General features: G+C 73.6%; 20 protein-coding genes. 11 read left to right on the forward strand and 9 right to left on the reverse strand.

Going from position 1 to position 18818, the window contains the following annotated elements:
- Positions 1-100 precede the first annotated feature (100 nt).
- Together ACZ4MU_RS29440 and melA are read left to right on the forward strand one after the other, a co-directional pair.
- The gene (locus tag ACZ4MU_RS29440; protein WP_467882300.1) at positions 101-1105 is read left to right on the forward strand and encodes a carbohydrate kinase family protein; all 1005 of its coding nucleotides are present in this window, start codon (positions 101-103) and stop codon (positions 1103-1105) included.
- Positions 1102-2448, forward strand: coding sequence for an alpha-galactosidase (gene melA, locus ACZ4MU_RS29445; protein WP_467882302.1), 1347 nt, complete (start codon positions 1102-1104; stop codon positions 2446-2448). The genes ACZ4MU_RS29440 and melA overlap by 4 nt, the downstream gene beginning before the upstream one ends.
- A gap of 8 nt (positions 2449-2456) precedes the next feature.
- Here melA and ACZ4MU_RS29450 read toward each other — a convergent pair whose 3' ends face one another.
- Positions 2457-3095 (reverse strand): NAD(P)-dependent oxidoreductase, encoded by a 639-nt coding sequence (locus ACZ4MU_RS29450; RefSeq protein ID WP_467882304.1) that lies wholly within the window; start codon positions 3093-3095, stop codon positions 2457-2459.
- Between the two features lie 99 nt (positions 3096-3194).
- Here ACZ4MU_RS29450 and ACZ4MU_RS29455 point away from each other — a divergent pair, with 99 nt between their 5' ends.
- Both ACZ4MU_RS29455 and ACZ4MU_RS29460 read left to right on the forward strand, forming a co-directional pair.
- Entirely contained in the window at positions 3195-3692 is a 498-nt protein-coding gene (locus ACZ4MU_RS29455; RefSeq protein WP_467882306.1) for a MarR family winged helix-turn-helix transcriptional regulator, read from the forward strand.
- Between the two features lie 180 nt (positions 3693-3872).
- A complete protein-coding gene (locus ACZ4MU_RS29460) occupies positions 3873-4109 on the forward strand; it encodes a hypothetical protein (RefSeq protein WP_467882307.1) in 237 nt (78 codons plus the stop codon).
- Between the two features lie 27 nt (positions 4110-4136).
- On the opposite strand, the gene ACZ4MU_RS29465 is transcribed toward ACZ4MU_RS29460, so the two are convergent.
- Positions 4137-4868 (reverse strand): SDR family NAD(P)-dependent oxidoreductase, encoded by a 732-nt coding sequence (locus ACZ4MU_RS29465; protein WP_467882309.1) that lies wholly within the window; start codon positions 4866-4868, stop codon positions 4137-4139.
- Positions 4869-5125: 257 nt separating this feature from the next.
- On the opposite strand from ACZ4MU_RS29465, the gene ACZ4MU_RS29470 reads away from it, so the two are divergent.
- Together ACZ4MU_RS29470 and ACZ4MU_RS29475 are read left to right on the forward strand one after the other, a co-directional pair.
- On the forward strand, positions 5126-5617 hold the full coding sequence (locus ACZ4MU_RS29470) for a DUF2269 family protein (protein WP_467882352.1): 492 nt from the start codon (positions 5126-5128) through the stop codon (positions 5615-5617).
- Between the two features lie 115 nt (positions 5618-5732).
- The gene (locus tag ACZ4MU_RS29475) at positions 5733-6185 is read left to right on the forward strand and encodes a nitroreductase family deazaflavin-dependent oxidoreductase (protein ID WP_467882311.1); all 453 of its coding nucleotides are present in this window, start codon (positions 5733-5735) and stop codon (positions 6183-6185) included.
- 48 nt (positions 6186-6233) lie between these two features.
- Here the strand turns inward: ACZ4MU_RS29475 and ACZ4MU_RS29480 are convergent, their stop codons facing one another.
- Both ACZ4MU_RS29480 and ACZ4MU_RS29485 read right to left on the reverse strand, forming a co-directional pair.
- Positions 6234-6425 carry a ferredoxin gene (locus ACZ4MU_RS29480; protein ID WP_467882312.1) on the reverse strand — a complete coding sequence of 64 codons (192 nt, stop codon included), beginning with the start codon at positions 6423-6425 and terminating at the stop codon, positions 6234-6236.
- 12 nt (positions 6426-6437) lie between these two features.
- Positions 6438-7625, reverse strand: coding sequence for a cytochrome P450 (locus ACZ4MU_RS29485; protein WP_467882314.1), 1188 nt, complete (start codon positions 7623-7625; stop codon positions 6438-6440).
- A 194-nt stretch (positions 7626-7819) separates the two neighbouring features.
- On the opposite strand from ACZ4MU_RS29485, the gene ACZ4MU_RS29490 reads away from it, so the two are divergent.
- The 3 genes from ACZ4MU_RS29490 (at position 7820) to ACZ4MU_RS29500 (ending at position 10064) form a co-directional block, all read left to right on the forward strand.
- A complete protein-coding gene (locus ACZ4MU_RS29490) occupies positions 7820-8482 on the forward strand; it encodes a transcriptional regulator (protein WP_467882316.1) in 663 nt (220 codons plus the stop codon).
- 153 nt (positions 8483-8635) lie between these two features.
- Complete coding sequence (locus ACZ4MU_RS29495; protein ID WP_467882354.1) at positions 8636-9319, forward strand: esterase/lipase family protein; 684 nt, start codon at positions 8636-8638, stop codon at positions 9317-9319.
- Positions 9320-9437: 118 nt separating this feature from the next.
- Entirely contained in the window at positions 9438-10064 is a 627-nt protein-coding gene (locus tag ACZ4MU_RS29500; RefSeq protein ID WP_467882318.1) for a histidine phosphatase family protein, read from the forward strand.
- On the opposite strand, the gene ACZ4MU_RS29505 is transcribed toward ACZ4MU_RS29500, so the two are convergent.
- Positions 10012-10848 carry an ATP-grasp domain-containing protein gene (locus tag ACZ4MU_RS29505; protein WP_467882320.1) on the reverse strand — a complete coding sequence of 279 codons (837 nt, stop codon included), beginning with the start codon at positions 10846-10848 and terminating at the stop codon, positions 10012-10014. The two genes, ACZ4MU_RS29500 and ACZ4MU_RS29505, sit on opposite strands and share 53 nt — an antisense overlap.
- Entirely contained in the window at positions 10845-11720 is an 876-nt protein-coding gene (locus tag ACZ4MU_RS29510) for an ATP-grasp domain-containing protein (protein ID WP_467882322.1), read from the reverse strand. The genes ACZ4MU_RS29505 and ACZ4MU_RS29510 overlap by 4 nt, the downstream gene beginning before the upstream one ends.
- A gap of 562 nt (positions 11721-12282) precedes the next feature.
- On the opposite strand from ACZ4MU_RS29510, the gene ACZ4MU_RS29515 reads away from it, so the two are divergent.
- Complete coding sequence (locus ACZ4MU_RS29515) at positions 12283-13716, forward strand: PP2C family protein-serine/threonine phosphatase (RefSeq protein ID WP_467882324.1); 1434 nt, start codon at positions 12283-12285, stop codon at positions 13714-13716.
- A gap of 92 nt (positions 13717-13808) precedes the next feature.
- On the opposite strand, the gene ACZ4MU_RS29520 is transcribed toward ACZ4MU_RS29515, so the two are convergent.
- Positions 13809-15302 (reverse strand): DNA-binding protein NsdB, encoded by a 1494-nt coding sequence (locus ACZ4MU_RS29520; protein ID WP_467882326.1) that lies wholly within the window; start codon positions 15300-15302, stop codon positions 13809-13811.
- Between the two features lie 233 nt (positions 15303-15535).
- On the opposite strand from ACZ4MU_RS29520, the gene ACZ4MU_RS29525 reads away from it, so the two are divergent.
- On the forward strand, positions 15536-16675 hold the full coding sequence (locus ACZ4MU_RS29525; RefSeq protein ID WP_467882328.1) for an aminoglycoside phosphotransferase family protein: 1140 nt from the start codon (positions 15536-15538) through the stop codon (positions 16673-16675).
- Positions 16676-16792: 117 nt separating this feature from the next.
- Here the strand turns inward: ACZ4MU_RS29525 and ACZ4MU_RS29530 are convergent, their stop codons facing one another.
- Both ACZ4MU_RS29530 and ACZ4MU_RS29535 read right to left on the reverse strand, forming a co-directional pair.
- Positions 16793-18124, reverse strand: coding sequence for an N-acetylmuramoyl-L-alanine amidase (locus ACZ4MU_RS29530; protein ID WP_467882329.1), 1332 nt, complete (start codon positions 18122-18124; stop codon positions 16793-16795).
- A gap of 149 nt (positions 18125-18273) precedes the next feature.
- Positions 18274-18774, reverse strand: coding sequence for a glycosyltransferase family protein (locus ACZ4MU_RS29535; RefSeq protein ID WP_329396377.1), 501 nt, complete (start codon positions 18772-18774; stop codon positions 18274-18276).
- Positions 18775-18818: the final 44 nt, after the last annotated feature.

The raw sequence follows: 18818 nt of genomic DNA on the forward strand, positions 1-18818 counted from the left end.
GGGGAGTCCCTGCCCGACCGAGGGCTCCCCCTCACCCGACCTCCCCGGGCCGAAAGGCCCTTCGCCCTCCCCCGGACCCCGGACCAGAAAGCCCTTCGCCATGCCGTCACCGCCCCTGCCACCGGCGCCCCCGCCTTCCCCCCGCCCCTTCGACCTGCTCGTCGTGGGTGACGCCAACCCGGACGTGGTCCTCGGGCCCGTGCCGCGCGACCTCGCCTACGGCCAGCGCGAGCAGCTGGTCGAGCGGGCCGACCTCGTCCTCGGCGGTTCGGCCGCGATCATGGCGTGCGGGGCGGCCCGGCTCGGGCTGCGCGTGGCGTTCGCGGGCCGCGTCGGCGACGACCCGGCGGGCGCCTTCGTCCGTACGGCCCTGGCGGCGCGGGGAGTCGACACCTCGGCCCTGACGACCGACCCCGAACGCGCCACCCCGCTCACCGCCGTCCTGACCCGCGGCGCCGACCGGGCGATCCTCACCGCGCCCGGATGTCTGGCCGCGACCGGGCCCGGGGACGTCCCCGAGGCGCTGCTCGCCGCATCCCGGCACGTCCACGCGGCCTCGTTCTTCCTGATGCCGCGGCTCGCGGGGGCGCTGGCCGCGCTGTTCGCGCGGGCGCGCGAGCTCGGCGCCACGACCTCGCTGGACACCAATGACGACCCCTCCGGCCGCTGGGACCGGGAGCTGCTGGACCCGGTCCTGAAGGTGACGGACCAGGTGCTGCCGAACGCGGCCGAGGCGCGCGCCCTGACCGGGGTCGCCCGGGGGGTGGCCGAGGCGGCGGCCGCGCTCGCCCGGCGCGGGCCGCTCGTCGTGGTCAAGGACGGCGCCCGGGGCGCGCTGGCGCACGACGGGACGCGGCTGACGGCCGTGCCCGCGCTTCCCGTCGAGCCGCTCGACACCGTCGGGGCAGGGGACAGCTTCGACGCCGGATTCGTCGCCGCGGTGCTGCGCGGGCTCGGCCTCGCGGACGCGTTGGCCCTCGCCGCGGCCTGCGGCTCGTTGTCCACCCGGGGCCGGGGCGGCACCGCGGCCCAGCCCACCTGGGACGAGGCCGTCGCCCACGTGCCGGGCCCGGAAGCCGTGGAACGTAGGGGAGTTCGCGCATGACCGAGACGACTGGAGTCACCGAGATGGCCGGACCGGCCGAAGTGAAGATCGCCTTCATGGGCGCGGGCAGTGTGGTGTTCACCCAGGGGCTGCTGGCCGACCTGTTCGCCTTCCCCGAGTTGGGGCGGCTGCGGATCGCGCTGCACGACATCGACCCGGAGCGGCTGTCGACCGCCGAGGCGGCGGCCCGGCACATCGCCGGGGCGCTGGAGGTCGTGCCCGTCGTCACCGCGCACCCCGACCGGCGCGGCGCGCTCGACGGCGCGCACTTCGTGATCAACACCGTCCAGGTCGGCATGAACGAGGCGACCCGCACCGACTTCGCCGTCCCCGCGCGGTACGGACTGCGCCAGACCATCGGGGACACGCTGGGCGTCGGCGGCATCTTCCGGGCGCTGCGCACCTTCCCGGTGCTGCGGGGGATCGCCGAGGACATGGCCGAACTGTGCCCGGACGCCTGGCTGCTGAACTACACCAACCCGATGGCGATGAACCTCCTCTATCTGCACCGGATCGCCCCCCGGCTGAAGGCGGTGGGCCTGTGCCACTCGGTGTACTGGACGATGCACGACCTGTCCGAGCTGGTCGGGGTGGACTTCTCCGAGGTGTCGTACCTGGCCGCCGGGATGAACCACCAGGCGTGGGTGCTGCGTTTCGAGCGCGAGGGCCGCGATCTGCACCCGCTCCTGGACGCCGCCATCGACAAGGACCGCGAGCTGCTGCGCCGGGTCCGCGTCGACATGTACCGCAGGCTCGGCCACTACCCGACCGAGACCAGCGAGCACTCCTCGGAGTACGTGCCGTGGTATCTGCACCACGACAGCGAGGTGGAGCGGCTGCGGCTGCCGATCGGCGCGTACCTCGACATCATCGAGGACAACACGGTCAGCTACGAGCGCACCCGCAACGCCCTGGCGGCGGGCCGGCCGCTGCCGGTCGAGGGCACCATGGAGTACGCCCCGCAGATCGTCCACAGCATCGTCACCGGCACGCCCCGCACGGTCTACGGCAACGTCCCCAACCGCTCCCTGATCCCCAATCTGCCCACCGACTGCGTGGTCGAGGTGCCGTGCCTGGTCGACGCCTCGGGTGTGCAGCCCACCCATGTCGGCGCGCTGCCGCCGCAGTGCGCCGCGCTGAACCGGACGTACGCGAGCGTCACCGATCTGGTGGTCCGGGCCGCCACCGAGGGCGAGCCCCGGCATGTGCGGCACGCCGCAATGACCGACGCGGCGACCGCGGCCACGCTGCCGGTGGAGCGGATCTGGGACCTGTGCGACGACCTCGTACAGGCCCACGGGGAGCTGCTCCAGCCCGAGTTGCGGGTGCTGCTCGGGCACTGAGAGACCGGTCAGTACGCCGCGGTGAACCGGGTGCGGTGGTGGCGGGGTTCCTCGGCCTCGTCGAGGAGCGCCACCGCGAGGTCCTCCATGGAGATGGCGGACACGCCGTTGTCGTCGACGACGAGCTCGTCGCCTCCCAGGCGGTAGGTGCCGGTGCGCTCGCCCGGCTCCAGGAGGGCGGCCGGGCTGAGGTAGGCCCAGTCGACCTCGGTCTCCGCGCGGCAGACGGCGAGCTGCTCAGTGCAGGCGTCCGCGATGGGCCGCCAGTCGGCCGGGAAGCCCGGGTCGTCGACGACGGTGGCGCCTCCCATGCCCGGCAGGGTCAGGGTGGCGGCGCCGCCGACCACCAGCACCCGCACACCTGTTCCGGCGAGCCCGGCCAGCAGCGCCTTGGTGACGGTGACGAGGTCGCCCTCGCTGCCGGGGGCGGGCCGGGTGGCGCTGATGACCAGGTCCTGGCCCGCGCTCAGCGCGGCTATGTCCTCGACGCTCGCCGCGTCGCCGGTACGGGCGCGGGCCGCCGGGTGGAGTTCGGGAAAGCGCGCCCGGTCGCGCACGACGGCGGTGACCTCGTGCCCCCGGGCGACGGCCTCGGCCACGACGCGGCTGCCGACGTTTCCGGCTGCTCCGAAGACGGTGATGCGCATGAGTGTCCGCTCCTTCTGGTTCGTCCGGTCGCCGCGAGAAATTCTCTTAGCGCTAAGGGAAAAGTATCTCATCACTAAGAGATTGGCTAGGGTGGATCCGTGACCGACCATGTGGACCTGCTGCTCGCGCAGTGGGGCGAGCGCCGCCCCGACCTCGACGTGTCGCCGATGGCGGTGATCGGACGGCTCAAACGCCTCTCCCGGCTCATCGAGGCCGAGCTGCGCCGCACCTTCGCCGAGCACGGCCTCGACCCCGCCTCCTTCGACGTGCTCGCGACCCTGCGCCGCAGCCCGCCGCCCCAGCTGCTCACGCCCGCCGAGCTGATGCGCTCCGCGATGGTCACCTCGGGCGCCGTCTCCCAGCGCCTGGACCGGCTGGAGGAGCGCGGCCTGGTGACGCGCTCGCCGAGCCCCACCGACGGCCGGGTCGTCCAGGTCGCCCTCACCGCCGAGGGCCGCGCCCTGATCGACCGGGCGCTCCCCGACCACCTCGCCACCGAGGAACGGCTGCTCGCGGCGCTCGCCCCGGGCCGGCGGGACGCCCTCGCGGACACCCTGCGCGAACTCCTCGAATCGCTCGGGGACGGCGTGGGCTGATCCCGTGCGCGCCGGCCGGGCGAATCCCTCGCGGCCCTCACCCGGGTGACGGATGGAGTACCGCCGACGCGCGTGGGCACGCGCTGGAGGAGACAGTGGACACGACGTCGGCCCGCGGGCCCGTTCCCGGGTGCGCGGGCCGACGCCACGCCCATCGGCCCGCGCACCCAGGAGGCTTCCATGACCCAGCCGCCCTACCCCGACCCCACCCCGCCGACGCCGGGACCCACCCCGGGGCCGACGCCGGGGCGCCCCGATCCCGTGCCGCCCACGCCCGGGCCGACGCCCGGCCCGCCCGCGCCCGAGCCCGGACCGCTGCCGGGCCCCGTGCCCGTACCGGAGCCGGATCCCGTGCCCAACCCGCCGGGGCCCGACCCCGTACCGGACCCGGCCCCCTCGCCGGGTCCCGTCACCTGAGATTGGGGCGCGGGGCCCGGGCCCGGGCTACATCCCGCCCGCCACCCGCATGACGGTGCCCGTCGCGTACGAGGCGTCCTCGGAGAGGAGCCAGGCGACCGCTCCGGCGATCTCGTCCGGCCGTCCGGCGCGGCCCATCGGGATGGTCCCGGCGAGCTTCGCGGGGCGCTGGGGGTCCTCGTGGAAGCCGGTCCGGATGATGCCCGGCGCCACGCAGTTGACCCGGATCCCGTCGGCCGCGACCTCCTTGGCGAGGCCGACCGTCATGGCGTCGACCGCCGCCTTGGTGGCGGCGTAGTGCACGTACTGACCGGGACTGCCCAGGGTGGCGGCGGCCGAGGAGATGTTGACTATGGAACCGCCGCCCCGCGCCGCCATGTCGCGCACGGCCCGGCGGGCGCAGAGCAGATAGCCCACCACATTGACGTCGACGGCCCGGCGCATCCCCTCCGCGTCGGCGTCGGCGAGACGGCCGTTGGGTCCGCTCACGCCCGCGTTGTTGACCAGCCCGGTGACCGGGCCGAGCGCGGCGGCGGCGTCGAAGAGCCGGTCCACCGAGCCCTCGTCCGCCGTGTCGACCGCCACCGCCAGGGCCCGGCGGCCCGTCGCGCGCACCTGTCCGGCCACGGCCTCGGCGGCTCCCGCGTCCGAGCGGTAGCCCACCACCACGTCGTGGCCCTCGGCGGCCAGCCGGGCGCAGACCGCTGCGCCGATCCCCCGGCTTCCGCCGGTGACCACGGTGACGAACCTCTGCTCCACGAAAGACCTCCGGCGCCCAGCGGACGACCACCCCCAGGGGAGTGATCTTTCCCCCATCGTAGAGCCGCCCTCCGACAGCACCCCGGGGCCTGTGGACGGACGGTGAACCGGCGGACACCACCACATGCGTGGCGGCAACTGGCGGGAATCCGTCGCATGCTGGCACTTCCGCCACTTCTCCGTTCACCCGGGCACGCCATAGCGTCGGCCGGGGCTTTCGTCCGGAAGCCCGCATGCCCTACGAAAGCACTCCGCCCGTGACGAAGTTCCTGCTCACCGCGCACATCCTGGCCGCGATCCTCGCCGTCGGACCGGTGGCCGTGGCCGCCAGCATGTTCCCGCCCACCGCCCGGCGGGCCCTGGCCGCGCCCGGCGACGCGCAGGCACTGGCATCGGTGCGGCTGCTGTACCGGATCTGCCGGGTCTATGCCGCCGTGGGCGTCGCGGTGCCCGTCCTCGGCCTCGCCACGGCCAACACCATGCACATCCTCGGCGACACCTGGCTGATCGTCTCCATCGTGCTGACGACGCTGGCGGCGGGCGCGCTCATCGCGCTCGTCCTGCCCCGCCAGGACGCGATCCTCACCCGGCTCGACACGGCCGCCGCCGGGGCGCGGACCGCGCCCGCGAGCATCGCCGAGACACGGCCGACCGTACAACTGGCCATGTACACCGGGGTGTTCAACCTTCTCTGGGCGGCGGTGACCGTCCTCATGGTCCTGCGGCCCGGATCCACCACCGGAGGCTGAGGGCCCCTCGCCGGGCCGAGGGAACGTTTCCGGCCGCCCCGGTGCGCCCCCACGGCACGTCCTGGCCCAGTGCGGCAGGCTGGAAGGCGACTCACCCTCGGCGAAGGAGGACCCAGTGGCTCTGAAACCCGGCGACGGCGGCGCGGTGGAGATCAGCCCGACCGGTTGGGTGGCCGAACAGGCCCGGCTCTACGAGGAGTCGGGCGGAACCAAGGGAACGACCCTGCACGGCGCCCCGTGCCTGCTCCTGGACTACGTGGGCCGGCGCACCGGCACCGTACGCCGCACCGTGCTGATCTACGGGCGCGACGGCGACGACTATCTGATCGTGGCGTCCAAGAGCGGCTCCGACGACCATCCGCTCTGGTACCTCAACCTCGTGGAGGAGCCGGACGTCAGCGTCCGGATCGGCACCGAGCGGTTCCCCGCCCGCGCCGAGACCCTCTCCCCCCAGGAGAAGGCCCGGGTGTGGCCGCATCTGGTGGAGGTGTTCCCGCCGTACGCGGAATACCAGAAGAAGACCGGGCGGGACATCCCCGTCGTCCGGCTGCGGCACACCGACCGCTGACGGCCGGGGGGTACGGCACGGCGACCCGTGCCGTACCCCCGCGCGGTGTCACTCCGCGAGCGTGATGGCCTGCACCGGGCAGGCGCGGGCCGCCTCGCGGACCATGGGGTCTCCGCCGCCGTCCGCGCGCCCCGGCAGCACCACGCTGAATCCGTCGTCGTCCTGGGTGAACACCCCCGGCGCCGTCAGGGCGCACTGCCCCGAGCCGATACAGGCGTCGTCCTTGATGCTGATCCTCATGAGCCCACTCCACTACCAAGTGACGGGGAGTTCCAGCATCCCCTGGAGGGTGTCGCCCGGTTTGAACGGGATCCGGTCGGCGGGCGCCGCGAGCCGCAGCCCCGGCAGCCGCGTGAGGAGGGCTCCGAGTGCGATCTCCATCTCGGCCCGCGCCAGGTTCTGCCCCAGGCACTGGTGGATGCCGAACCCGAAGCCCACGTGGTGGCGGGCCGGGCGGTGCCAGTCGAGGGTGTCGGCGTCGGGGTAGACCGAGCCGTCCCGGTTGATCATGGAGGTGGCGAGCACGACGCCCTCGCCGGCGCGGATCACGCTCCCGGCCACCTCGATGTCCTCGGTGGCCACCCGCAGGATGCCGTCGGCGATGGAGAGGAAGCGCATCAGCTCCTCGACCGCGACCGGCATCAGCGAGGGGTCCGCCCGCAGCTCCGCCAGCCGCTCGGGGTGTTCGAGCAGCGTGAGGGTCCCCAGCGACAGCATGTTCGCGGTGGTCTCGTGCCCGGCGACGAGCAGCAGTACCGCCGTCCTGACCAGTTCGGTGCGGTCCATGCCTCCGGTGCGCAGCTGCTCCTCGACCAGCTCGTCGAGGAGTCCGTCACCGGGCTCGCGCGCCTTGCGGTCGATCAACTCGCCCAGATAGGCGTCCAGCCGGTCGCGGGCGTCCTGGGTGTCGGCCGGGGCCGGACCGCGCAGCAGCCGCCGGGACTGCTCCTCGAAGAAGTCGTGGTCGTCGTAGGGGACGCCGAGCAGCGCGCAGATCACCATGGACGGCACCGGCAGCGCGAACGCGCCGACCAGGTCGGCCGGCGGCCCCTTCTCGACCAGGGCGTCCAGGAGTCCGTCCACGGTCGCGCGGATCATCGGCCGCAGGGCGGCGGTGCGTTTGAGGGTGAAGCCGGGCACGACCTTGCGGCGCTGGGCGTGGTGTTCGGGGTCGTCCACACCGAGGAGTTCGGTACGGCGTTCGTTGAGCGCGGCGAACCGCTCGGTGGCGGTGGGGAAGTCCGGGTGGAGCCGGTCGGAGGAGAGCCGCGGGTCGACGAGCAGCGCCCGTGCCTCGGTGTGGCCGGTCACGAACCACGCCATGCGGCCGTCGAAGAGCCGCACCCGCGCCAGCGGGCCGGCCTGGCGCAGCGGCTCGTACGCGGTGGGCGGGTGGTAGGGGCAGGTGCGGTCCTGGGGGAAGGAGACGGGTGTGGTCATGGGGTGCACCTCGCAAGCGAAGAGTCCGTCTTGCCGGTCCCCACTACATGCCCTAGGCAGCTAAATGGTCTACGCGGAGTTCGGCCGAATCGTCCGCACCGGACGATCCGGCCGGTTTCCGCCCGATCGGGCCCTCGCGGCGCCCGCCGCGTGAGAGCCTGGCGGCACGAGCGCACACGGAAGAGGGGTCCCGTATGGCGGACACGGCCCGGGAACTGGTGGAGCGGATCACCTCGGAGCTCGCCCCCGCGAAGGACGCCAACCGGCTGGTGCCCCGGATCGCGGACGGCACGGCCACGATCCACACGCTGGCCGCGCTGGCGCTCGAACAGCACCATGTCATCGTCTCCGACCTGCGGGCCTTCACCTTCCTCGCCGACCGCTCGGCGCACGAGGGCAACCCGGCGTGCGCCGAGTTCTTCGCCTCCCTCGCCACCGGCGAGCGGCTCGCGCTGGAGCGGCTCAGCGCGTACGCGAGCGCCTGCGGGCTCGACGCGGACAGCGTCGAACGGTACGAGCCGCTGGCAGGCTGTCAGGCGTACCCGGCCCAGGTGGCCTGGCTGGCCCTGAACGGCGAACCGCCCTCGGTCGCGCTGGCCCTCACCGCCAACTTCGCGGCGTGGGGCGGCTACTGCGCCACCGTGGCCGAGGCGCTGCGCGTCCGCTACGGATTCCCGGACGAGGCGTGCGGCTTCTTCGACTTCTTCGCCCGGCCCGCGCCCGACCTGGAACGGCAGGCGGTGGCGGCGGTCGCCTCGGGGGTCGGCTCCGAGGCCGGGGCCGCCCCGGCGCGCCGCTACGGCCGTCTGCTGCAGTCGTACGAGGCGATGTTCTGGAACACGCTCGCCGACCGCTGAGAGCGCCGGGCGGCTACGGCCTCCGCCGGTGAACGGGTTCCCGCACGCCTCTGGCCATCACCGGCTCCAGGCCCCACCATGCTCGCGGCCACCCGGCCGCAACCACCGTGGTCCGCGCGGCCGGCGCGGAGTGAGGGGGACCTCGTGCTGTCCATCCGCCGCAGAACCGTGTCACTGACGCCGGCACTGGTGGCCGCCGTCGCCGGATCGGTGCTCGCCCCGGGGCCGGCGGCGGCCGCCCCCGCCCGCACCCCGGTCGTCTTCGTGCACGGCTACAACGCCGACCCCGGGGTCTGGGGCGCGATGCGCGAGGACTTCAAGGCGTCCGGGTACACCGACGCCGAACTGTTCTCCTGGGGCTACGACACCGGCCGGTCGGTCAACGAGGTGCTGGCCGGGCGGTTCGCCGCCCATGTCGAGGAGGTGCGGGCCCGGACCGGCGCGGCGCGGGTGGACGTCGTGGCGCACTCCTTCGGGAGCCTGGTGACGCGCTGGTACGTGAAGTTCGGCGGCGGCACCGCCACCGTCGCCCACTGGGTCTCGCTGGCCGGGCCCAACCACGGCACGTCCACCGCCTGGGCCTGCGCGCTGTGGTCCCAGGCGTGCCGCGACATGACCCCGGGCTCGTATGTGAACAAGCGCCTGGCCGAGGGGGACGAGACGCCGGGAGACGTCCGGTACGCCACCTGGTGGTCGGACTGCGACGAGGTCGTCAACCCCGACAGCAGTGTGCCGCTGACCGGCGCGGCCAACACCGCGGCGGGCTGCCTCGCGCACAACGACCTGCTGGGCGACGACACCGTCTCGCAGGGCGTGCGCGCCTTCCTCGCGCGCTGAGCGTGACCTCCGCCACCGGCCCCACCTGCTGGAATGCCCTCCGGTACGGTGTGGTTGTGCCGTACACGGTCCGGCGGGAGGAGCCCGGCGGGCCGGTCGCGGAGAACGGGAACGATCCATGGGCGAGTTGATCCTCATCCGGCACGGCGAGACGGCGTGGACCCTGAGCGGGCAGCACACCAGCCACACCGACCTGCCGCTCACCGACCACGGCGAGGCCCAGGCCCGCGCGGTGGCGCCGCTGCTCGCCGGGCACCGGATCGGGCTCACGCTCGTCAGCCCGGCGGTCCGGGCCCGGCGCACCGCCGAGCTCGCCGGTCTCACCGACCCGCGGGTGCGGCCGGACCTGAGCGAGTGGGACTACGGCGGGTACGAGGGCGTCACCACCTCCGAGATCCAGCGCGAGCGCCCCGACTGGAACCTGTGGACGGACGGGGTGGCCCCGGGGCCCGCCGCGCATCCGGGCGAGAGCGCCGAGCAGGTCGGCGAGCGGGCCGACCGGGTGCTCGCGGAGGCCGTGGCCGCTCTGGGGTCCCCGGACGCCGAGGGCGATGTCGCTCTCGTCGCCCACTCGCACTTCCTGCGCGTCCTGACGGCCCGCTACCTCGGGCTGCCCGCCGCCTCCGGAGCCCTGTTCCTGCTCGGCACCGGAACCGTGTCGCGGCTGGGGACCGAGCACGGGCGGCCGGTGGTCACGGCGTGGAACACGACTCCCGCGCCGCACGCGCCGGCGGCCCAGGGATGAGCCGCCCGCTCCCCGCCGCCAGGGCGAGCTCCGCGAGCGCCTCGGGGGCGCCGAGCTGACCCCGTATCCCGGGAAAGGCGTTGATGTCCACGATGAGCGGGCCGCCCTCCGCCTGCACGATGTCGACCCCGTACACGTCCAGGGCGTACACCTCCCCCACCCGCAGCGCCAGCGCGGCCCAGCCGGGCGGCAGCGCGTCGAGGGGGAGGGAGCGGGTGGGACCGCGGCCGCCGGGCGCGAGCTCGGAGCGGCGAAGCGCGGCGAAGACCCGGTCCCCGATGACCCACAGCTTGTGGTCCCAGCCGCTGTTGGCGGCGAACTCCTGCACCACCACCGGCTCCCCGGCCCACCGCTCGGCCAGCGCCCGCAGGCCCGCGCTGTCGTCGGCGCGGGCCACCAGGTCGTGGCGGCGGCTGTGTCTGCTCTTCACCACCAGCGGATAGACGAGGTCCGCGTCGTCCGGCAGCGGGGCGAGCGCGCCGAAGGTACGGGTCGCCGCGAACGGGAGCCCGGCCCGCACGGCGAGCCCGGCCATCGCCGTGCGGTCCTGGACGAGGCCCGTCGCCGAGGCGGAGTTCACCACCGCGGCCCCGCGCGCCTGGAGCTCCTGGGCGAGCGCGAGGGCGCGGGGCGTACGGGACTTGAGCAGGTAGACGTCCGCGACGCGGCCGGGCGGCGGCGAGGCCGGGTCGACCGCCTCCACCGCGTGCTCACGGGCGAGCAGGGCGGCGGTGGCCGCGAGCAGCGGGTGGCCGGGCTCGGCGGTGAGGAGGCCGATCCTCATACGGCCGCCCCCGGCTGCTCGGGGATGACGGCCGCCGGGAAGACGTCCGGGGCGCCCGGGCGGCCCGTGCGGGCCAGCTCCAGTACGGCGCGCGCCACCCGCGCCGCCGCCCGGGGGACCTGGCGGAAGCTGGGGAAGTCGTTCACGTCGACCACCACCGGCCCGTCGGGGCCGAGCAGCACGTCCACCCCGTACAGGTCCAGGCCGTAGACGGCGCCGACCTGGGCGACGGTCGCCGCCACCTCCGCGGAGAGCGCCACCCGCCGCTCGCGCACCGCGTGGTCGGGGTGGAGCGGGGAGCGGCGCTCGGTGGCGTACAGCTCGCCTCCCACGCAGTACACCTTCAGGTCCACGCCCGCGTTGGGCACGTACGGCTGGGCGACCAGCATGCCCTGGCCCGCCAGCTGTTCCGTCATCGCGGCGAGCCGGTCCGGTGAGGGGACCAGGCAGACCCCGCGCCCGGCGCTGCCGTCGGCGGGCTTGACCACCAGCGGGAACTCGGACTCGGGTATCTCGGCGAGCAGTTCGGGGACGGCCGCCGCGTACGTCGTCGGCATCGGCAGCCCCCGGTTGCGGCCGATGGCCGCCGCGAGCGCCTTGTCCCGTACGCCGCGGATCGACCGGGCGTCGTTGACGGTGGTCAGGCCCACCGCGGCGGCGGCCTCCAGGAGCGTGAGCCCGGGGCCGCCGGACACCGTCTTGAGCACCCAGGCGTCGTGGCTGCCCGCGCGGACCGCCTCGGACATCCGCAGCAGGGAGCCGCCGGGACGCAGGACGTCCACCCGATGGCCCCAGGCGACGAGTTGGCGGATCACCTCCACCGGCATGCCGTCGTGGCGGTAGTGCTCCTCCACCAGAAAGCAGAGCCTCATCGACCTTCCCCTGTAACCCCCCGGACGACCGCCGATCCCCATCTGTCCGGCGAGCTGTGACGACACAGGATGTCATGAACGGCCCCGAACCTCGCTCTCCGCCCCGGAACGGGTTCCTGCGCAGGTCAGCGCGAGTCTGCGGGGAAGGAGCTCCCCGGTCGCACCCGGGTGGGGTCCTCGCCGTCACCCTGCCGGTGCCTCCCGGGGTCCTCGAACGGCGTCCACCCTTCCGGTGCCGTTCGCCCGACACGCCGGGGCCGGGCGCGCGGGCCCGGTGGCCTCGTCCGGGGCGTGCGGGTGGACAAAGCGGGCGCGGTGGCGCTGCCCGGGCGTCTTTTGCCCTTCGCATCGGTGCTGTACTGGTGGTTTGGAGTGCGCGCACCCGTGGTTTCCCGGTTCGGCGGCGCGTGCGCTGATCGCCCACGGAAGGCCGCAGGCATATGCCAGAAGCACCACCGTATCGAGTGTTGCCAAATCCCTTACAGGGCATCGCTCGCTGTGCCACAGTCGTTACCGGTCCATCCTTCCGACTTGCAGTGCCGCGCCTGTATCGGAGTACGTCATGCCGTCCCATCTGTTCGCGGACCGTCCCAGCCCGCAACCGCCGGAGCGGGAAACGGTCGACGCGCTGATCACACAGACCCGCCGGCTCCGCGGCGGAGTGGACGCCGTACGGCGGGACGCGGTCGTGGAGGACGACGCGCACGGCCGCTGGCAGCGTGCTCTGTGCGATCTGGCGGTCCACCACCTCGACGACCTCGGCACGCACTTGGACCAGCTGAAGGAGGGCCTGCCCGAGCCCGCGCCGGAGGAGGCCGTCGAGGAGGAGCCGCCGCCCGGCCCCGAGCCCGACGCGCTGCCCGGCTCCCTGCTCAGCCGGGTCGGCAGCGCCGAGTGGAACCTGCTCACGGACGCGGTGGACTGGTCCGACGAACTCTTCGAGATCTTCGGACGGGCCCCCGGGAGCGGCGGGATGTCGCTCGACGAACTGCCGTCGATGGTCTTCGCCGAGGACCAGGCCCTGCTGACGGCCATGGTGACGGACTGCCTGGTCGACGGGAAGCCGATCGACGGCGAGTTCCGGATCGTGCGCACCGACGGACGGGTGCGCACCCTGCACATGATGGGTGAGCCCGTCCTCGACGCCGACGGCTGCACCGCTTCGATGTGGGCCGTGCTGCGCGACGTCAGTGAGCTGCGCCGCAGCCAGCGCGCCGTCCGGGAGTCACGCGACTCGCTGCGGCGCGAACGGCACATCGCCCGGACCGAGCACCGCCTCGCGGTCGAGCTCCAGGAGGCCGTGCTGCCGCCCTGGCGCGGCTCGCTGCGGCTGCCCCAGGGCAACCCGGCGGCCCTCGACGTCGCGGCGCACTATCTGCCGTCCGCCACCAGCGCGCTCATCGGCGGCGACTGGTACGACGCGCTGGAACTGCCCGACGGCAGGTCCTTACTGACCGTGGGAGACCTCACCGGCCACGGGGTGACCGCCACCGGCGCCATGGCGATGCTGCTCGGCGCGCTGCGCGGCATGGCGGTCGCCGGCATCCGCCCCGGCGACCTGATGGGCCACCTCAACCAGCTCCTCGACCACTCGGTCCAGCCCGCCCTGGGCAGCGCGGTCTGCTGCCAGTACGACCCGGCCACCCGCGTCCTCTCCTGGGCACAAGCGGGACACCCCGCCCCGCTGCTGTTCCGCGGCGGGACGGGGCGCGCACTGACGTCCCCGGACGGGGTGCTGCTCGGAGCGACGTCAGGAGCCGGGTACGGACAGGCCGAGGTGCAGCTGAGGCCCGGCGATCTGCTGGTCCTGCACACCGACGGGCTGACCCGGCGGGGCACCTCGGACGAGCCGGGGCGCCGCAGGCTGCTGGAGCTCGCCCCCCGTCTCGACACGGTCCGCACCGCTCAGGACGGCGTGCGCACAGTGGTCGAGGAGTTCGGCGAAACGGACCGCGAGGACGACGCCTGCGTACTGGTGGCACGCATCGGATCGTGAACGGCCCGGCGGCAGCGGTCGGTTGACGGCGGTTGCGGATCGAGTGGACGGTTGGCGGAACGAGGGCGGGTCCGGTGCTCCGGGCCCGCCCTTTACAGGTCCGTGCTCCCGCTCCGGCGCGTCGGCGCCTTCGGCAGGGCCAGCTGGATCTCCTCGCGCAGGTCCTGGATCTTCTGGAATCCGGAGTACTGCCCGGTGAGCCGGTACATCTCGCGCAGCCGGTCCCAGGTGCGGTGGGAGGAGGTCTCCCCCATCGACACCAGGGCCAGCCGGGCGTAGCGGTCCGCCTGTTCGGGGTCGTCGGCGATGAAGCACGCCGAGGCGAGGGAGATGTAGTCGAAGATCTTCGAGCGCTGACGCCCGTTGACCCGTAGTTCGAGCGCCTGTTTCGCGTGGCGGGCCGCGATGTTCGCGGCGCTCGGGTCGTGCTCGGCGAGCGTACGGAACGCCAGGGCCTGCATGCCGTGCATGTCCGCCTCGTCGAACATCTGCATCCAGCTGGGCGGGGGTACGTCGCCCCGGTCCGAGACGAAGAGCTCCTCGGCCTCGCCGAGGGTGCGCCGCATCGCCTGGCCCTGCCCCATCGACGCCTGCGCCCAGGCCTCGATGGTGTGCAGCATGGCCCGGGTGCGCGGCAGGGTCTCGTCGCCGGAACCGGACTTGGCGAGCTTCATGAGGTCGAGCGCGTCGTCGGGACGGCCCAGATGGACCATCTGACGGGCCGCGCGGGAGAGGGCCTCGCCGGCGCGCGGGCGGTCGCCGCCCTCGCGGGCCGCGTGCGCGGCGATGACGAAGTACTTCTGGGCGGTGGGTTCGAGGCCGATGTCGTGGGACATCCAGCCGGCCAGGACGGCCAGGTTGGCGGCGACGCCCCACAGGCGCCGCTGGAGATGGTCGGGGTGGCGGTAGGCGAGCATGCCGCCCACCTCGTTGAGCTGCCCCACCACGGCCTTGCGCTGAAGTCCGCCGCCCCGGGACGCGTCCCAGGCACGGAAGACCTCGACCGAGCGCTCCAGCGCGCCGATCTCCTGCGACCCGATCGGGGCGGCCTCGTAGCGGTCGTACCCGGCGGGGTCGGCGTGCAGGGGATCGTCGAGACGGGGGGCGTCGGCCGCGAGTACGGGGTCGGTGTGCAGCCAGTCGTGCATGGCGCTGCTGAGTGTTGAGCCTGCGGCGAGCGCGGCGCCCGCACCCACCAGACCGCGTCGGTTGAGCATGAGGTCCATTCCCGTGAATTCGGTGAGGACCGCCGCCGTCCGTTCAGGCGCCCACGGAAGGCCGTCGGGGTTGTGCTTGGGCCCGACGTCCCGCCGCTTCCCGGTGCGCCCTTGCCGGTCGAAACCGAGGTCCTCGATGGTCACGACACGGCCGAGCCGCTCGGTGAACAGCGCCGCCAGCACCCTCGGCACCGGATCGCGCGGGGACTCCCCCATGTCGATCCACCGCCGCACCCGGGAGGTGTCGGTGGCCAGCTGGGGGTGGCCCATCGCCGCCGCCTGCCGGTTCACCAGCCTCGCGAGTTCGCCCTTGGACCAGCCGGCGAGGCCGAAGAGGTCGTTCAGGCGGGTGTTGGGTTGTCCGTTCACTTCAAGCCCCCAGGTTCTCGGCTGAGTTGACAGTAACCCCCTGTCAGATGCGGTGGGACTATTCGCCAGGGTTCGCCAGGGTGCGCCAGATGGTGTGCCACCCGCGGTCGGGTGTCAGGTAAGAAGGCGCCACCCCGCCCCGGCAGGCGGACCCCATTCCCCAGGGTGGGATCAGGGCCACCGGGCCGGGCTGGCCAGCAACTCGTCGGCGCACGAAGGGATCTGTCTCGCCCATGTACACAGCATCGTCCTCCGTGTCAGCCCCGCCCCGGCCGCACCGCCACCTGGTGACGGGCGGCGGACCGTACCTCGACCCCTCGCACGCCGCTCCGGCGGCGCTCGGCGCCGGCCGGACCGCGCGGCGGCCCGGGGCGGGCGTCCAACCGCTCAGCGGGAGGATCGACTTGTCCGGTCCGCAGGGCGCGCAGCTGCGGATGGCCATCGCGTCCGTGCACCGCGTCTGCCCGGAATTCAACCCGGTGCAGGTCCTGCGGCGCAGCGGCCGGTCCGTGCTGCTGGTCGGCACGACCGGCCGCGCCACGGCGGTCGCCAAGTGCCTCCTGGACCACTCGCCCGCCTGGGCCGAGCGGTTCCGGCACGAAATAGCTGCTTACCGCGCGTTCGTCCGGCACCGCCCACCCGTGCGGGTGCCCCGACTGATCGCCGCGGACCCGGACAACTGCACCCTGGTGATCGAGCGGATGCCCGGCCGGGCGGCGGCCCTGGCCCGGCACCCGGTCGAGGCGCCGCCCCGGGCCGACATCCGGGCCGCCCTCGGGGCGATCCGCCGGGTCAACGAGTGGCGGCCGCCGGCGGAGATGTTCACCCGGCCGCTGGAGTACGCGCCACGGATCGCCCGCTACCACGAGCTCGGGCTCTTCACCGACCGGGATCTGAGCGACCTCCAGAAGCTGCTGCACGGTCTGGCCCACGCGGGCCGCCCGGTCACCTGGCAGTTCTCGCACGGTGAGGCGCTGCTGACGAACATCCTGCTGTCGCCGGCGGGTCCGGTGCTCGTCGACTGGGAGCACGCCGGGTGGTATCTGCCGGGGTACGACCTGGCGACGCTGTGGGCGGTACTCGGGGACGCCCCCGTCGCCCGGCGGCAGATCAGCCAGGCGGCCCAGGCCGCCGGCCCGGCCGCGCGGGACGCCTTCCTGGTGAACCTGATGCTCGTACTGACCCGGGAGATCCGGACGTACGAGACGGCCGTCCAGCGCGCCATGCGCGACTCGGCGCCCTCGGGCACCGCCTCGCCGCAGCAGCCGGGTGTGCCCTCGGCCGGAGAGCAGCAGCGGTTGCTGCTGCGCAGGCTGCACGACGACTGCGCCATGGCGCGTCGGGCCGTGCGTGCGGCGGTCGGGACCCGCTGACCGCCGCGTGAGGGGCCTCTCCGGCTACCTGCTCCGCCGGAGGGGCCCGGGAAAGGGGCGCGCCGCGCACCCGGTGCCGACACACCGGGCGCGCGGCGCGCCGCCGTGTGCGGGCTCTCAGCGCACCCGTACGACATCCACGTCGGCGGCCCGCACCACGGCGACGCGGTGGCCGATCTGGACGGTGACGTACTTCGCCGCGCCGGGGAAGTACGTGTGGTCGTACGGGAGCGAGGAGTCGATCGTCGGCGCGTAGAAGTAGCCGGTGGGGGCCTCGCCGCCGCCGGGGTAGGACTGGCCCGCCCTGATGGTGTACGGGAACGGGGCGCCCACCCGGGGGGCGGTGAAGCCGGCCGGGTAGTCGGCCTTGTCGGGGTAGGCCACGCCGTACACCGGCACCTCCGCCAGTCCGGGCTTCGGCCGGACCACCCGGCCGGCCGTCGGGGTGGTGGTGCGGGTGTGCTCGGGGGTCAGGAGCCAGGCCTTCCGGCCGTACCACCAGATCGCCGTCCAGCCGGGTCTGCGCTCGGCCACCACGGCCTGCTGGGTGGCGCTGATCTTGCTGCCCCAGTCGCTGACGCAGGCGGTGCCGGGCCGGCCGGGCGGGTGCAGACCCGGGTCGGCGAACAGCGGGGCGGTGGTGGAGGGTTCGGTGCGGAGGGGGACGGCGCTGCTGCCCTGGCGGGGCAGGTCGGTGTTCTTCTCGCAGTCACGGAAGACCTGCTGGTTGGCGGTGAAGTCGGGGCTGATGGTGACCAGTTGGCTGCCGGGGCGGGTGGTGGGGTGGGTGGGGGCGCCGAGCAGAGCCATGAAGCGGTTCCAGTCCCAGTACGGGCCCGGGTCCCAGTGCATGTTCTTGGTGCCCGCGGCCGTGGTCGGCGGCACGTTCTCGTGGCCGATGATGTGCTGGCGGTCGAGGGGGATGTCGTACTTGGCGGCGAGGTAGCGCACCAGTGCGGCCGTGGAGCGGTACATGCGCGGGGTGTACCAGGTGGCGCCCTCGACGGCGACGCCCTCCTGCTCGATGCCGATGGAGTGCGTATTGACGTACCAGTTCCCGGCCTGCCAGGCGACGTCCTTGGTCTTCACCATCTGCGCCACATGGCCGTCCGACGAACGTACGACGTAGTGGGCGGAGACGGCTCTCCTGGGATCCTGGAAGATCCGGATCGTGCCCGCGTAGTCCTCTTCGGTGTCGTGCAGGACGATGTACTTGACCGGGTTGGTGGACGGCCGGTCGGAGATGTCGTAGTTCCCGTACGCCTGTTTGTTGGCCGGATCGCCGTTCTGCTGGTAGGCCGCCGGGATCCAGTCGCACGACAGGACGCGCGGGCACTCGGTGGCACGCTCCTGGGCACCGGCCGGTGTCGCCGGGGCGAGGAGGGCCAGGCCGAGGGCGCCGGTGGCGATCAGCGCGCGAGCGAGCCCGGACCTCTGAGGGGATGTCATGGCGGCCCTTCCTGCGGGGAGTTCACCTGGGGTGCGGTGCGCGCACACTGTGTGACCCCGGGTGAGGGCGCGTCAAGAGCGCTGCGGGAAGGGCGTGTCGTATCAGAGGAGGAGACCAGTGGCAGGCCGCTGACCTGCCACTGTCGCCGTCAGCCCTGCTGGAAGAGCTCGGCGGGAAGCGGCTTGAGGAGCGCGTAGAGATCGTCGGTGATGGGCCGGTCCCAGCTGGCGATGGTGACGAGCACCTTGTCGCTGCGGTCGAACTGGACGCAGGAGACGCGGCTCTCGGAGAGCTTCAGGCGCCGCACGATGAGCAGGTTGTCGCCCTGCATCACGGGGATGTCCTCGGAGTCGACGACCTCGACGGGCTCGTCGTTCTCCAGCGCGAGCAGGAGCTGGGCGACCTCGAAGGGCACCTGGCCCTCGTCGAGCTCCCGGGCCGGGGAGCCCTCGGGCAGGTTGCCGATGACCATCGCGGGGCCCCGGCCGCCGAACAGGTCGTAGCGCAGGAAGACGCCCTGGCAGCTTCCGTCGGGCGCGGGCAGCAGCCCGGCCCCGAGGTTTCCGGGCCAGTCGCCCGGGTCCATGGCCAGGACATCGAAGTCCGGGCCCGCGGGAGTGGCGGAGCTGCGGCGGCGGAGGAACGACATGCCGCCATGGTACGTGGCCGGGGCGCCGCGACGGGCCCCGGCCC

It is taken from the genome of Streptomyces sp. NPDC026377 (assembly GCF_055567715.1).

What these genes read in the sequence shown, in the direction of transcription:
- ACZ4MU_RS29530 (WP_467882329.1), bottom strand. Translation starts at nt 18,124, where the DNA reads ATGACATCCCCTCAGAGGTCCGGGCTCGCTCGCGCGCTGATCGCCACC.
- ACZ4MU_RS29535 (WP_329396377.1), bottom strand. Translation starts at nt 18,774, where the DNA reads ATGTCGTTCCTCCGCCGCCGCAGCTCCGCCACTCCCGCGGGCCCGGAC.
- ACZ4MU_RS29440 (WP_467882300.1), top strand. Translation starts at nt 101, where the DNA reads ATGCCGTCACCGCCCCTGCCACCGGCGCCCCCGCCTTCCCCCCGCCCC.
- ACZ4MU_RS29510 (WP_467882322.1), bottom strand. Translation starts at nt 11,720, where the DNA reads ATGAGGCTCTGCTTTCTGGTGGAGGAGCACTACCGCCACGACGGCATG.
- ACZ4MU_RS29500 (WP_467882318.1), top strand. Translation starts at nt 9,438, where the DNA reads ATGGGCGAGTTGATCCTCATCCGGCACGGCGAGACGGCGTGGACCCTG.
- ACZ4MU_RS29505 (WP_467882320.1), bottom strand. Translation starts at nt 10,848, where the DNA reads ATGAGGATCGGCCTCCTCACCGCCGAGCCCGGCCACCCGCTGCTCGCG.
- ACZ4MU_RS29515 (WP_467882324.1), top strand. Translation starts at nt 12,283, where the DNA reads ATGCCGTCCCATCTGTTCGCGGACCGTCCCAGCCCGCAACCGCCGGAG.
- melA (WP_467882302.1), top strand. Translation starts at nt 1,102, where the DNA reads ATGACCGAGACGACTGGAGTCACCGAGATGGCCGGACCGGCCGAAGTG.
- ACZ4MU_RS29460 (WP_467882307.1), top strand. Translation starts at nt 3,873, where the DNA reads ATGACCCAGCCGCCCTACCCCGACCCCACCCCGCCGACGCCGGGACCC.
- ACZ4MU_RS29490 (WP_467882316.1), top strand. Translation starts at nt 7,820, where the DNA reads ATGGCGGACACGGCCCGGGAACTGGTGGAGCGGATCACCTCGGAGCTC.
- ACZ4MU_RS29480 (WP_467882312.1), bottom strand. Translation starts at nt 6,425, where the DNA reads ATGAGGATCAGCATCAAGGACGACGCCTGTATCGGCTCGGGGCAGTGC.
- ACZ4MU_RS29450 (WP_467882304.1), bottom strand. Translation starts at nt 3,095, where the DNA reads ATGCGCATCACCGTCTTCGGAGCAGCCGGAAACGTCGGCAGCCGCGTC.
- ACZ4MU_RS29485 (WP_467882314.1), bottom strand. Translation starts at nt 7,625, where the DNA reads ATGACCACACCCGTCTCCTTCCCCCAGGACCGCACCTGCCCCTACCAC.
- ACZ4MU_RS29525 (WP_467882328.1), top strand. Translation starts at nt 15,536, where the DNA reads ATGTACACAGCATCGTCCTCCGTGTCAGCCCCGCCCCGGCCGCACCGC.